The 13,437-nt window shown below is 66.1% G+C and carries 13 protein-coding genes; 6 read left to right on the top strand and 7 right to left on the bottom strand.

Annotated features, from left to right (window positions below; all coding sequences use genetic code 11):
• Window positions 1-48 precede the first annotated feature (48 nt).
• Together ACX80J_RS09810 and ACX80J_RS09805 are read right to left on the bottom strand one after the other, a co-directional pair.
• Window positions 49-900: an HNH endonuclease gene (locus ACX80J_RS09810; protein ID WP_459347624.1), complete on the bottom strand. Its 852-nt coding sequence runs from the start codon at window positions 898-900 to the stop codon at window positions 49-51.
• A gap of 139 nt (window positions 901-1,039) precedes the next feature.
• Window positions 1,040-1,393 carry a hypothetical protein gene (locus tag ACX80J_RS09805; RefSeq protein WP_459347623.1) on the bottom strand — a complete coding sequence of 118 codons (354 nt, stop codon included), beginning with the start codon at window positions 1,391-1,393 and terminating at the stop codon, window positions 1,040-1,042.
• A gap of 176 nt (window positions 1,394-1,569) precedes the next feature.
• Here ACX80J_RS09805 and ACX80J_RS09800 point away from each other — a divergent pair, with 176 nt between their 5' ends.
• Both ACX80J_RS09800 and ACX80J_RS09795 read left to right on the top strand, forming a co-directional pair.
• Window positions 1,570-2,709, top strand: coding sequence for an App1 family protein (locus ACX80J_RS09800; RefSeq protein ID WP_459347622.1), 1,140 nt, complete (start codon window positions 1,570-1,572; stop codon window positions 2,707-2,709).
• A gap of 32 nt (window positions 2,710-2,741) precedes the next feature.
• Entirely contained in the window at window positions 2,742-3,644 is a 903-nt protein-coding gene (locus ACX80J_RS09795; protein ID WP_459347621.1) for a methylenetetrahydrofolate reductase, read from the top strand.
• 57 nt (window positions 3,645-3,701) lie between these two features.
• On the opposite strand, the gene ACX80J_RS09790 is transcribed toward ACX80J_RS09795, so the two are convergent.
• Window positions 3,702-4,748: an SDR family oxidoreductase gene (locus ACX80J_RS09790; RefSeq protein ID WP_459347620.1), complete on the bottom strand. Its 1,047-nt coding sequence runs from the start codon at window positions 4,746-4,748 to the stop codon at window positions 3,702-3,704.
• A gap of 95 nt (window positions 4,749-4,843) precedes the next feature.
• Window positions 4,844-5,797 (bottom strand): LysR family transcriptional regulator, encoded by a 954-nt coding sequence (locus ACX80J_RS09785; RefSeq protein ID WP_459347619.1) that lies wholly within the window; start codon window positions 5,795-5,797, stop codon window positions 4,844-4,846.
• Between the two features lie 408 nt (window positions 5,798-6,205).
• Between ACX80J_RS09785 and nrdH the strand changes: the two genes are divergently transcribed.
• The 4 genes from nrdH to nrdF all read left to right on the top strand — a co-directional run bounded on the left by nrdH (window position 6,206) and on the right by nrdF (window position 10,191).
• Complete coding sequence (gene nrdH, locus ACX80J_RS09780; protein ID WP_087073531.1) at window positions 6,206-6,451, top strand: glutaredoxin-like protein NrdH; 246 nt, start codon at window positions 6,206-6,208, stop codon at window positions 6,449-6,451.
• Window positions 6,452-6,489: 38 nt separating this feature from the next.
• The gene (gene nrdI, locus ACX80J_RS09775) at window positions 6,490-6,963 is read left to right on the top strand and encodes a class Ib ribonucleoside-diphosphate reductase assembly flavoprotein NrdI (protein ID WP_459347618.1); all 474 of its coding nucleotides are present in this window, start codon (window positions 6,490-6,492) and stop codon (window positions 6,961-6,963) included.
• Window positions 6,960-9,119: a class 1b ribonucleoside-diphosphate reductase subunit alpha gene (nrdE, locus tag ACX80J_RS09770; protein WP_459347617.1), complete on the top strand. Its 2,160-nt coding sequence runs from the start codon at window positions 6,960-6,962 to the stop codon at window positions 9,117-9,119. Before nrdI ends, nrdE begins: the two co-directional genes overlap by 4 nt.
• A gap of 97 nt (window positions 9,120-9,216) precedes the next feature.
• Window positions 9,217-10,191 carry a class 1b ribonucleoside-diphosphate reductase subunit beta gene (gene nrdF, locus ACX80J_RS09765; protein WP_459344632.1) on the top strand — a complete coding sequence of 325 codons (975 nt, stop codon included), beginning with the start codon at window positions 9,217-9,219 and terminating at the stop codon, window positions 10,189-10,191.
• A gap of 558 nt (window positions 10,192-10,749) precedes the next feature.
• Here the strand turns inward: nrdF and ACX80J_RS09760 are convergent.
• From ACX80J_RS09760 to ACX80J_RS09750, 3 genes are all read right to left on the bottom strand, one after another.
• Complete coding sequence (locus ACX80J_RS09760; RefSeq protein WP_459344631.1) at window positions 10,750-10,947, bottom strand: helix-turn-helix domain-containing protein; 198 nt, start codon at window positions 10,945-10,947, stop codon at window positions 10,750-10,752.
• Window positions 10,948-11,281: 334 nt separating this feature from the next.
• The gene (locus ACX80J_RS09755) at window positions 11,282-11,524 is read right to left on the bottom strand and encodes a YegP family protein (RefSeq protein ID WP_459344630.1); all 243 of its coding nucleotides are present in this window, start codon (window positions 11,522-11,524) and stop codon (window positions 11,282-11,284) included.
• A 472-nt stretch (window positions 11,525-11,996) separates the two neighbouring features.
• Complete coding sequence (locus tag ACX80J_RS09750) at window positions 11,997-13,412, bottom strand: HNH endonuclease (protein ID WP_459347616.1); 1,416 nt, start codon at window positions 13,410-13,412, stop codon at window positions 11,997-11,999.
• Window positions 13,413-13,437: the final 25 nt, after the last annotated feature.

The following is a 13,437-nucleotide window of genomic DNA, read 5'->3' as shown; positions in this document are numbered from 1 at the left end:
TCCGCGGGCACGGAAACGGCCGCGCTCGGCAGGATCAGGGGCCCAGGATCAGGGGCCCAGCATCCGGGTGGCGGACGCCTCTGCCTCGAGCTGCTCGTCGGTCAGCACGGATCCGCGCAGGAATCCGCTGGTCCGCAGCCGGGTCCTGATCTCCTCCACGGTGAGCGGTTCGGGCCAGCGGCTGTGGGCCACGACGTGGCAGTTCGGACAGAGGGGGATCAGATCGACGAGCGGATCGACCTCGTACCTGGAGTCCACGAGCTCCAGCGGTGTGATGTGGTGGACCTGGATCAGATCCGCGGCCACGCCGTAACCCTGTTCGAAGTCCATGCCGCACGCATGGCATGCGGAGCCTCGGTGGGCCACCGCCACCCGGCGCAGCTCGGGGTCGCGCTCGAAGCGGTTGACCACCACACGCGTGACCGCCGTCGACGGCAACGCTCCTGGGACGGGATCGAGTGAGCCGGGCTCAGGGGAACCGGCGGCCGCCCAGAGCGAGCGCACCGCCACCTCGGTCCCGCCGTCGACGGCGAGCACACCGAAGCCCCCGGTCAGGGCGGGGAGCCGCTCGATGAGCGTATCCAGCGGTACCTGGTCGCCGTGGGAGAGCAGGCTGTCGAAGTCGACCTCGATGCAGGATGCCGGCTCGTCGGGGACCGGTGCAGCCGCCGCGTCGGATGGAAGGCCCGCAAGGGTCCCATGCCCGATCAGCCCCCGCATGGCAGGACGCCGGCCGGTGACGGTCAGCCAGACATCCATGCCGGGGTCCAGCGGCGTCCCTGCCGGAACCATCCAGCGCTGTCGGACGACGCCGGTGCTCCGGACGGTACCGACGTCCGAGGCGTACGTGCCGCTCCACTCCGGCCGCTCGGGGTCCCACTCGATGATCAGTGCCGTCATGGCATCGAGTGTCCCACGGCCGGTGCGGCGGGCTCGGGGTCAGTCCCGCAGCAACCGGCGGATCGACTCGTCCCGGTCCAGAAGAATCGGAACGTCGTCGGAGGCCGGGGACGGCAGACCTGGTACCCCGGTCCCGTTGTCAGAGGGTCCAGGCCGGCTGGCCGTCCCACAGCCCGTATCCGTCGAAGGTGCCGATGATCTGCCGGATGCCGGGCGCCAGGACGGGGACGTTGTCCTCCACCGTGATCAGGGGGCCGTAGTGCCGCAACTCGGCCATCTCATTGGCGAAGTGGAGCGCCCTGGCGTGGTCGGCGGTGAGCGTGGCTCCGCCGGCCGCCACCGCCTCGAGGGCCGATTGGGCCTTACCGAAGCGGATGGCATGCGCCAGATCGGCCGCGGTGGTGCGGGGGTCGTGTTCCGCGCAGGTATCCCAGTCGTGCAGGACCCTTTCCTCGACGAGGCGCACACCCTTGTATTCCCAGCCTAATGCCATGACATCCCCACTGATCGTTCGCCTGATAGAACGTCCAGCGTCCCAGCCGCTCCTGGCCGCTACAAGATCGTCCCCGGCTGAAGTCGGAGTTGTTAGACGCCTGTGACCTGTTCCCCCGTCCTGCGCGACCAGCGGGAGGGCTCGTCCCCGGGGTGCCGCCATGCCAGACTGGGGGCATGTGTCCACGATCTGCGAAGTCGCACACCCCGTCCGCCGGCCCCAGAAGCAGTAATCCCGCGAAGCCGGGGCTCGAAGACCGCCACCTCGCGGTGCGCCTCGACGACGCCTGGCTCAAGTTCCAGACGCGCCTGGCGGTGCGGCGCGGCAGGGTCGACACCGTCATCCCGTACACCGGGTACGGCACGACGTCGTGGGTGCGGGTCCTGGCACGCGTCGTGCTCGGTGATCCGAGGGATGCGGGGCGGGCTGCACAGGCCGGCCCGCTCAAGCCCCTGAAAGAAGGCATGCGCGGCTGGCGCAACTTCACGAGCGCCCCCGTGGCCCACGCCGTCGTCCATGTCACCATCGGCGACACGGTGCACGACGTCGAGGCCGACCGCGGCGGTGTGGTCGATGCGCGCATCCCCGTGACGCTCGACGCCGGCTGGCACACCATCACCGTGCAGTCGGGCAATTCCCGCGTGGTGGATGCCCCGGTGCGGATCGTCGCGGACACGACGGATTTCGGCGTCGTCTCCGACATCGACGACACGGTGATGGTGACGGCCCTGCCACGCCCCTTCCTCGCCGCATGGAACACCTTCGTGCTCGACGAGCACGCGCGGACACCGACCCCCGGAATGGCCGTGCTGTACGAGCGGATCGTGCGGACGCTTCCGTCGGCGCCGGTGCTCTACCTGTCCACGGGCGCCTGGAATGTCGCGCCGACACTCTCCCGCTTCCTCTCCCGCAACCTGTACCCGGCAGGGCCCAAGCTCCTGACCGACTGGGGGCCGACGCGCGACCGGTGGTTCCGCAGCGGCCAGGAACACAAGCGGACGTCGCTCGAGCGGCTGGCCGAGGAGTTCCCCGGCGTCAAATGGCTTCTGGTGGGTGACGACGGCCAGCACGACGAGGCGATCTACTCCGAGTTCGCGCAGCGCCACCCGCAGAACGTCCGCGCCATCGCGATCCGCCAGCTGTCCGTCGGCGAAGCGGTGCTCGCGGGCGGACGCTCCAAGACCGGCGTCCAGCCCACACCGGGCATCCCGTGGATCTACGCGCCCGACGGGGCCGGGATGTCGGAGAAGCTCGAGGAGCTCGGCATCATCCACAGCGAGGTACGCTCGGCCGATTCACCGGAGGAAACGGACTGACCGATCCTGCGGCACCTACGAAGAGGACCCAGATGTCGCCACCCACCTATCCCGCCCTGTCCTACGAGTTGTACCCGCCCCGGAACGCCGAGGCAGAGGACTCCCTGTGGACGACCATCCGCCGTCTCGAGGGGACGCGCCCCGATTTCGTGTCGGTCACCTATGGTGCTGCCGGCAGCAACCAGGAGACCGCGATCGACCTCCTGCGGCGCCTGTTGACGGAGACGACGCTCAAGCCGCTGGCGCACCTGACCTGCGTCGGGACCAGCCGCGCCGACCTGACGGAGATCGTCGACCGGCTCATCGGCGGCGGGGTCCGCGGTATCCTCGCCCTGCGCGGTGACGCGCCCGAAGGACGGGAGAGCCGGCCAGGCGACGTCGAGCACGCGGACGAGCTCGTGCGGCTGATCCGTGAGGTCGAGGCGCAGCGGGTCGCCCAGCTGGCAGCCGGCAAGGTATCGGTCGGGGTGGCGGCCTACGCGACCCGGCACCCGGACTCGCCGAGCTTCGACCAGGACATCGAAGTGCTGCTCGCCAAGGAAGTGGCAGGGGCCGACTTCGCGATCACCCAGGTGTTCTTCCAGGCCTCCGACTATTCGCGGCTCGTGACGCGCGCACGGCGAGCCGGCGTCACCATCCCGATCATCCCCGGCGTCATGCCGATGACGAGTACCCGGCGCCTGAAGAAGCTGAGCGGGCTCGCGGGGATCGACGTCGACGAGGCCCTGTGGGGACGCCTGGAGGGCGCCCGCACCGACGAGGAACGCCTCCGGGTCGGCGTCGAGGCGACCGTGGACCTCGCACGGGCAGCGCTCGACGACGGCGCGCCGGGGCTCCACCTCTACACCTTCAACGAGCACTCCGCCGCGCTCGACGTCCTGGATGCCCTCGAGCTGGAGCGCCCACCGGAGGCCGGACTCGCAGCCTCGATGTAGCCACCGGATGTGGCCGGCCAGCAGTCGACCAGCGCTCGCGGACCTGCGCTCGCGGGTCTAGGAACCCTTGCCCGCGGCCTTGACGGCCTGTCCCACCGTCCCCGCGGCCCCTGCGACCACGGGGAGGGCGCCCTTGAGCTTGTCGCCGAACACGACTGCGCCCGCACCCACCAGGGCAGTGCCGAGGACCATCCGCTGCGCGGTGCGCCGTTTACCGCTCCAGCCACCCGTCACAGCGGCATTCGCCGGGTCCAGGGAGGGCCCGTACAGGTTGCCGGTCGAGTCCTCGGCCGGTTCCTTTTTGGACAGATGGCTGTTCTCCACCTGCACGGCCATCAGCTTCTCAAGCCGGGCCGGCATGAGGCGGTGCTGCCGGACCATGGAGCGGCCGATCCGGCCGACCGCCACCTCCCGGGTCGGTACCTCGACGACGTCGAGGATGGCCTTCGCGACGCGGTCCGCGCTGTAGACGGGCGGCATCGCCACCGCCCGGCGGCCGGTGTAGTTCGCGGCGTGGTTGAAGAACGGCGTGTCGATGGTGGGCGGGAGGACCGTGCACACGTGGATGTGCCTCTTCCGGTCCAGTTTCAGCTCGGACCGGAGGCTGACGCCGAGGGCGCGGACGGCCGCCTTCGACATGGAGTAGGCGGAAGTGTAGGGCTGGGGGATCTCCCCGACGATGGACGCGACATTGACGAGGACGCCGGAGCCCTGGTCCTGCATGCGCTCCAGTGCGGCACGGGCCCCGTAGACGTAGCCCATCACGTTGACGTCGATCACCCGCTCGAAGTCGCGCAGGGGCACCTCGAGGAACGGCGAGAAGAACGAGACGGCCGCGTTGTTCACCCAGACGTCGATGCGCCCGAACTCCTCGACGGCCCTGCTCGCGAGCTCCTGGACGGCCGCGTGCTCGGATGTGTCGGTGGGAACGGCGATGGCTCGCGAGCCCAGCGCAGTGCACTCGGCGACGAGTGTCTCGAGCGCTTCCACCCGCCTGCTGGCGAGGACGAGGTTCGCGTGGCGACGGGCGAACCGAAGGGCCGTGGCCCGGCCGATGCCGCTCGCCGCCCCGGTGATGACGACCACGCTGTTCTTGATCCGCATTGGGTTCCTCCTCGGAAGATCACGGGAAAACCAGCGGACCGGTGCCCGCTCCTGACCCGAAGGTACGGACAGTGCCGGACGGGCGCAACGGGAATTCAGGAGCCGGAGGGGCGTGCGTAGCCGGGAGCGGTGTGCTTGGGACCGATGCTCTGCCCCCGCAGGATATCTGCGAGCTGGTCCATGAAGAGCCGCACGCGTGCGTCGTCCGCGTCGCCCGTGCGCAGGGCGAAGATGCTGCGGGCCAGCCGGATCTCCGGGACGTCGAGCGCCACGATGCCCTCGGGCCGGTTGACCATGGCGAGTTCGGGCACCAGTGCTGCTCCGAGGCCCGCCGCGGTGAGCTCGAGGCTGGCATTGAAGTCGTCGCAGTAGGCCGCGATACGGGGATGGAGGTTGCAGCTCGCGAAGAGACGTTCGATGACCGTCGCGTCCGCGGTGCCGGGGTGGTGCATGATCCACGGCATGTCCGCGAGCTGGTCGGCGGTGACGCGCGAGCCGCTACGTATGCCCCAGCTCGCGGGCAGGATGACCCGGAAGTCGTCGTCGCCGATCCACTGGCGGCTCAGGGTCGACGGCCAGGCGAGTCCGGCCTGCCCGACCTGGTACACGAGCGCGAGGTCGAGATCGCCCCCGGTGCGCAGCCCCTGGATCGTGTGCGCCGGTTCCCCGACGAAGACGCGCAAGGACACGCCGAGCCGCTGCCATTCCGGCATGCGCAGCAGCCGAGGGAGTGCGAACGTCGCGAGGCTGGGGAAAATGCCGAGCCGGAGCTCATGGGCGGGACCGGTGCCGGCACGGGCGGTCGAGGCGAGCAGCGCATCGATATCGGTCAGGACCTTCGAGGCATGCCGGGACATCGCGAGGGCGGCGTCCGTAGGAATCGCACTGCGGGCGGCCCGCGTGAAGAGCGTGGCGCCCGTGTCCCGTTCCAGTGCCGACATCTGCTGGGATACCGCGGACGCCGTGTAGCCGAGGCTCGTGGCGGCGCCGCTGAAGGACCCGTGGCGGATGACCTCGAGCAGTGTCCGCAGGTGGACCGGGTTGACCACGTCGTACTCTCCTCGTCGGCTGATTCCTTCGCCCCAGTCTTCTACACGCGGCTGCCGCGACACGCCAGGGAAACGCGACACGGAAGTTTTTCAGCCTGTGCGGAAGTACTCCACAGCGTGTGGACCAGGTGCCTTTTCCGGCCCCGGATCGGCTCGTTTCCGCGCTTTCCGGAGCCCCGGATCTGTGGACATCGTGTGGACTACTCGCTCCCGTAATGACATACTTGTAATACATCATCTAGGGGTACGCACGAGTTGGTCGCACTAGATGTAGTATCGAGGGACAGAACAACCGCTGGACGGGCATGGGCCCGGAGGCGCGGAAATCCCCGGATTTCCTTCCCCTTTCCGGGGCCGCGCACCACCCATGACACAGCATGACAGCAGTAGAGAAAAGGGGACCAAGACATGACCGTTACGGTTTACACGAAGCCGGCGTGCGTACAGTGCAACGCCACCTACCGGGCTCTGGACAAGAAGGGCATCGCCTACCAGAGCGTCGACATCTCGCAGGATCCCGCGGCACTCGAGCGCGTCCGCTCGATGGGCTACATGCAGGCTCCGGTCGTCATCACGGACAACGACCACTGGTCCGGATTCCGTCCCGACAAGATCAACTCGCTCGCCGACTCCGTCGTGAGTTCGGTAGCCTGAACGGTTCCCCTCGGGGATCCGCTGGTGTGGCATCGGACATGGCCACGATTGCCGTGGAGGACCGGGCCGACTACCCCGATCCGGCACAAGCCGGAGGCGGGGAGGGTCCGGTCACCGATGCCCCGCTGATCTACTTCTCGTCGGTCTCCGACAACACCCACCGCTTCGTCGAGAAGCTGGGGGTCCGGGCCGCCCGCATGCCACTGCTCACCAGGGAGCCGACGCTGCGGGCGCTCAAGCCCTACGTGCTGGTCCTTCCCACCTACGGGGGGATCACCGGCAAGGGTGCCGTACCCCGCCAGGTGGTGAAATTCCTGAACAACGAGCAGAACCGCAGCCTCCTCCGGGGGGTCATCGGGGCCGGTAACACCAATTTCGGTGAGACCTACTGCCTTGCCGCCGACATCGTCGCCGCCAAATGCAACGTCCCCGTCCTATACAGATTTGAAGTCATGGGCACGTCCGAGGACGTAGACCGAGTTACCAGAGGATTGGAAGAGTTTTGGACATGAGTGTTGCAGAGACGGAGACGGGCACACCCGCAGCCGCGGTCAGCCGATTCAAGGACATGGGCTACCACGAGCTCAACGCAATGCTGAACCTGTACGGGCCGGACGGGGAGATCCAGTTCGACGCCGACCGCGAGGCCGCGCACCAGTACTTCCTGCAGCACGTCAACAACAACACGGTCTTCTTCCACGACCTCGAGGAGAAGCTCGACTACCTCGTGAAGAACGAGTACTACGAGCGCGAAACGCTGCACCAGTACTCCATGAACTTCATGCGCGACCTCTACAAGCGCGCGTACGCCAAGAAGTTCCGCTTCGAGACCTTCCTCGGCGCCTTCAAGTTCTACACCTCGTACACGCTGAAGACGTTCGACGGCAAGCGCTACCTCGAGCGCTACGAGGACCGCGTGTGCATGGTCGCGCTGCACCTGGCCCGCGGCAACGAGGAGCTCGCCATCCAGATGGTCGACGAGATCATCGACGGCCGCTTCCAGCCCGCCACCCCGACCTTCCTCAACGCCGGCAAGCGCCAGCGCGGCGAGCTGGTCTCCTGCTTCCTGCTCCGCATCGAAGACAACATGGAGTCCATCGGCCGCTCCATCAACTCGGCCCTGCAGCTCTCCAAGCGCGGTGGCGGCGTCGCGTTCGCCCTGACGAACATCCGTGAGGTCGGCGCTCCGATCAAGCAGATCGAGAACCAGTCCTCCGGCGTCATCCCCGTGATGAAGCTCCTCGAGGACAGCTTCTCCTACGCCAACCAGCTCGGTGCCCGCCAGGGCGCCGGCGCCGTGTACCTGCACGCCCACCACCCGGACATCAACCGCTTCCTCGACACCAAGCGCGAGAACGCCGATGAGAAGATCCGCATCAAGACGCTGTCTCTCGGCGTCGTCGTGCCCGACATCACCTTCGAGCTCGCCAAGCGCGACGAGGACATGTACCTGTTCTCGCCCTACGACGTCGAGCGCGTGTACGGCATGCCGTTCTCCGACATCTCGGTCACCGAGAAGTACTACGAGATGGTGGACGACGCCCGCATCAAGAAGACCAAGATCAAGGCGCGCGAGTTCTTCCAGACCCTCGCGGAGATCCAGTTCGAGTCCGGCTACCCGTACATCATGTTCGAGGACACCGTGAACCGGGCCAACCCGATCGACGGCAAGATCATCATGTCCAACCTGTGCTCCGAGATCCTCCAGGTCTCCGAGCCCACGACGTATCACGAGGACCTGTCCTACGACCAGGTAGGCAAGGACATCTCCTGCAACCTCGGCTCGCTGAACATCGCGAAGACCATGGATTCGCCCGACTTCGGCCGGACCATCGAGACCGCGATCCGTACCCTCTCGGCAGTTTCGGACATGAGCCACATCAGCTCGGTGCCCTCGATCGCCAAGGGCAACGACGCCTCGCACGCCATCGGCCTGGGCCAGATGAACCTGCACGGCTACCTCGCCCGGGAGCGGGTCCACTACGGCTCCGAAGAGGGCCTAGACTTCACCAACATCTACTTCTACTCCGTGGTGTATCACTGCATCCGGGCGTCGAATCTGATGTCGATCGAGACCGGTCGCCGCTTCGCCGGCTTCGAGAAGTCCAAGTACGCCAGCGGCGAGTTCTTCGACAAGTACACCGATCAGGTATGGGAGCCGGCGACGCCGCGCGTGCGTGAGCTGTTCGCCGACGTGCACATCCCCACGCAGGAGAACTGGCGTGCCCTGAAGGCCTCGGTCATGGAGCACGGCATCTACAACCAGAACCTGCAGGCCGTCCCGCCGACCGGTTCCATCTCGTACATCAACAACTCGACGTCCTCCATTCACCCGGTGGCGTCGAAGATCGAGATCCGCAAGGAAGGCAAGCTGGGCCGCGTGTACTACCCGGCGCCGTACCTGACCAACGACAACCTGGAGTACTACCAGGACGCGTACGAGATCGGCTATGAGAAGATCATCGACACCTACGCGGCTGCGACCCAGCACGTGGACCAGGGCCTGTCCCTGACGCTGTTCTTCAAGGACACCGCCACCACACGTGAGATCAACAAGTCGCAGATCTACGCCTGGCGCAAGGGCATCAAGACCGTCTACTACATCCGCCTCCGCCAGCTCGCGCTGGAAGGGACCGAGGTCGAGGGCTGCGTCAGTTGCATGCTTTAGGCAAGTAACGTCGCCAGGCCGGGCAGTTCGCCCGGCCTGGCACTCCAAGCACCACCGGTATCGCCGGCATTACTTACACCCAGACAAGGAACACACCATGAGCGAGAAGCTGAAGCTCGTCGACCAGGTCCAGGCCATCAACTGGAACCGCATCCAGGACGACAAGGACGTCGACGTCTGGAACCGCCTGGTGAACAACTTTTGGCTGCCCGAGAAGGTGCCGCTGTCCAACGACATCCAGTCGTGGGCGACGCTCACGCCGGAGGAGCAGCAGCTCACCATGCGCGTCTTCACGGGCCTCACCCTGCTCGACACCGTGCAGGCCACCGTCGGAGCCGTCAGCCTCATCCCCGACGCCGTTACCCCGCACGAGGAGGCCGTGCTGACGAACATCGCGTTCATGGAGTCGGTGCACGCCAAGAGCTACTCGTCGATTTTCTCAACGCTGGCCTCCACCAAGGAGATCGACGAGGCGTTCCGCTGGTCCACCGAGAATGTGAACCTGCAGAAGAAGGCGAACATCGTCACGGACTACTACCGCGGCGATGATCCTCTGAAGCGCAAGGTCGCCTCGACCCTTCTCGAGTCCTTCCTGTTCTACTCCGGCTTCTACCTGCCCATGTACTGGTCGTCGCGCGCCAAGCTGACGAACACGGCCGACCTGGTGCGCCTGATCATCCGGGATGAGGCCGTGCACGGGTACTACATCGGGTACAAGTTCCAGCGCGGTCTGGAGGGCGCCACGCCAGAGCGCCGCCAGGAGATCAAGGACTACACGTTCGAGCTGCTCTTCGAGCTGTACGAGAACGAGGTCCAGTACACGCACGACCTCTACGACTCCGTGGGCCTGGCCGAGGACGTCAAGAAGTTCCTGCACTACAACGCCAACAAGGCGCTGATGAACCTGGGCTACGAGGCGATGTTCCCGTCGTCGGTCACCGACGTGAACCCGGCGATCCTCTCCGCACTGTCCCCGAACGCCGACGAGAACCACGACTTCTTCTCCGGCTCGGGCTCCTCGTACGTAATCGGCAAGGCCGTGAACACCGAGGACGAGGACTGGGACTTCTGACAGTTCAGTGACAAGTCGGTTGGCTGGGCGCGCTGCGAGACGCGGGCTTAGTTGAAGGAAAGCGGAGAGCCGAGTTGGACGTCGTCCAGCTAGGCTCTCCGCTTTCTGCCCCACAAGGCATGCGCAATCGCTCCATCCGCTGTGTGGATGGACTACCATCTCGCCGTGGACAGCGAGGAGACCCGGAACGGCGGAGTCCGGGGTGCGGCCACGAGGGCCTCGGTTCAGGCCGCCGGCTGGAGGTTCAGAGCGCCGGCTGGACACTGCCGGAAGCCATGACAGGCCGGGGGTGAGCCCGACGAAAGCGGCGGTCGGGGACAAGCCGGTCTTCGCCTACATCGCCAGCCTGCCGCAACCTCAGCGCGGCATCGCCGAAGCGGTCGATTCCCTGGCGGCCAAGACGCTCCCGCACCTGCAGCGGTGCGTGAGGTGGGGCAGCGGCCCTCCGTCGAGGCGGACCCGTGAACGTCGTGTCCGGACACTCCACCCCCGCTACCGACGATGGCGACTCCCGATGCGCGGGTATCGCGCGCCCCGAGTTCGGCGACGAGCGGTGGATCAGTGCCCGGAGTTGACGTCCTCGAGGTACTGCTGCACGGCCGATTCGGTCACCCGATAGGAGCGGCCGAATCGGATTCCAGGCATTGCCCCGGACTGCACCAGACGGTACACCGTCATCTTCGAGACCCGCATCCGGGCCGCGATCTCCGCAACTGTCAGCAGGTTTTCCGTTGAATTGTTCTGCACCATCATCATGTCTGCTCCTTGCGCCTCGCTGAACACTTCCGTGTCTCTATCAACAGTGACCGCCGCCAGCGTGTCCTGCCTGAGTAGGTATTACTTGTTCCCTGGTCCACGCTGCAAGTAATTGCCAAAAGTGGTGAACGTGTACGTTCAGCCATTCTCGGCGGCCGCGCGTCTGGGCGGGACATTCCTCCCCGCAAAGAGGCAGAAATCAGATCTCGAAGCGGTTTGTCGTTCCGCAGCTCCGGCATATCTTGGCCGGGCGCTGCGAGCGCTTCAAGGATCAGACAATCTGGCCCCTATTGGGCATCGCCCTTCGCAGGCGGCCACACTTGGACTGAAGAATTTATGACGCGTCCGAGTACGCCGGTGAGGGGGCCCGCCTCGTTACTGCCTGACGGGACATCGGTGGGCAAAGGTCCGTGATCAGCCCCGTCCCGGCGCACTCACGGACCACGCGAATACCCTCGACCGCTGACGCTTTGTCCGGGAACTGCCCGGACACGGCTACGACCGTCCCATCGGACCCTTTCAGCCTGAATCTGAAGGAAACGCCTCCGTCCTGGAAAAGCTCGAACGTTCCAGCCATAACTACCCCCTAATCACCAGGCAGAGGAACTGCCCGGGTCGTTCATTGAATCCGGAACTCAACGCTGCGTTCCGGCTGGCCCGGAAACGGGATAGGGCTTGCCCTATGTGACCCCAGCCACACCCAATGCACACATAGTAGGGGCCTTATTTCGTACTGGCGAGTAATAGCGGTTGGGATTGATCGGCGCAAGCGCTTTCTCGGAGTTGATTACTAAGTAGCCTAGGGTTATTGCGCCGTTATTTGCTAAGCAGCCTAATCTTTCCAGTCGTTTTCGCTAAGCAACCTAGCATTTTGCTTTCTTGATTCTGTGCGTTTTCTCTACTTGCGTTCGACGGGTAGTGTCACGAGGAAGGAGGTATTCACTACTGTTGTTTGTATACTCTTCCGTTCCTTTACGGACGCAGGAGCAGTACTTGTCAGGAGGGGCTACCGGTTCCACGGCCCGAGCAGTCGTATGCCGGCGCGTGCGTCAGGCGGCGAGCTTGTCCAGCCGATGGGCGCGGAGCGCCTTGATGTGTCGGCGCATCAGCCGTCGGTACCGCCGCAACGACACATCACCCGCTTTGCCGCTGCTCCCAGGCGGAGGAGGAGCTGTCGATCTGTACAGGTGGCCGGTGGGAGTGCGGACGTCGATCGCGTGCCGGACAGCGGGGACGGCCTTCACCATCCAGCCTCGGAGCTCCTTTGTGTGGTCACAGGCTTCGCAGAGGCCGGCGCCGTTGGAAAGACTCGTGGGTCCGCCGTCGTGCCAGGGGACGATGTGATCGTAGTGGCGGATAGGCGCGTCACAATAGGGCGTTCTGCAAGAGGAGTCCCGAGCCTCGATGAACCGGCGCTGGCCTGCCGAGAAGAGCCGGGCCCGGGAGTCGACGGCGAGGAGCTCGCCGCTTCCGGGGGCGGTGTACAGGCGCCGGAGCCAGGTTCGGAAGTCCTCCCTGGAATCGGACAGGTGCGGAGTCACCAGCGTCCGAGCCCAACCGCTTGGAACGACGCCGTACCCGGCGAGCCGAGCCGGTTCGCTGCCTCCCTGGAAGAGCGTGCGGTCAGTCATGACGAGCTGGATCTCCACTCCGGATATGCCGCCCGGCGTACCGGTGGTCCATTCGACCAGCGCATCCGCCATGACCTGACCTCGGCTACGGGCATCCCCGTCGGAACGTAGGGAATCTGCGTGCCGGGAGAGCTCCGCGTACACCGCCACGCCTTCGGTGACGGGCAGCAGTGCTGTCAGGTAGGCCATCGTGTCGGGCGCGGGGCGCAGACTGACGTGCCGCTCACCGGCTGCGCGGCGCGCACGGTCCGTCACCGAGCGAGGATCCCTACGGTACGACGCCGTCCGGGCCGCGGCGACAATTACCCGGTCGCCGGCACCGATGAAGGTTCCCGTATCGGCCGACAGCTCGTCATCCACCGCACAGCGATCCGAGGCGCTGAGGCACGCCGTCTCCCTGACCAGGAGCGTCGCGCGCCATTCGTTTAGCCGGCCTGTCTCCAGCGCGGCCAGGGTATGCGGCATCTCCGTGGCGAGCGCCTTGGCCAAACCCAGCAGGCGGCTCCCGCGGGACGGGGACTCCCGGCGGGCGAGGGCGATCTGCGCGCCGACGCCCTGGCCCTGCTCCGCTGCGGGAACGCCCGCCTCGGCCTGGGTACGGCGCTCAGCCACATCGAACGCGACGGCGAGCCTGGCCTGGAGTGCGGCGACGGCAGACTTGAGGTCCTCGAGATCACGCACCTGGTCGATCAGCTCCGCGCTTCCGCTGCCGGGCCGAATGGACGCTACCGCGTCGATGACATCCCGCACGCCGAGCTGACGAACAGCGGAGCCTGATCCAGCGCCACAGCGAAGTGTGGCTGCCTGCCTCAGTGGTTCCTCGCTGCCGTCCATGTCCTATTTTCCCGCGTGCCACTGA

Source organism: Arthrobacter rhamnosi (assembly GCF_054510975.1).
Note: the sequence above shows the minus strand (reverse complement) of the source record. Positions and strands in the feature narration are given on the sequence as shown.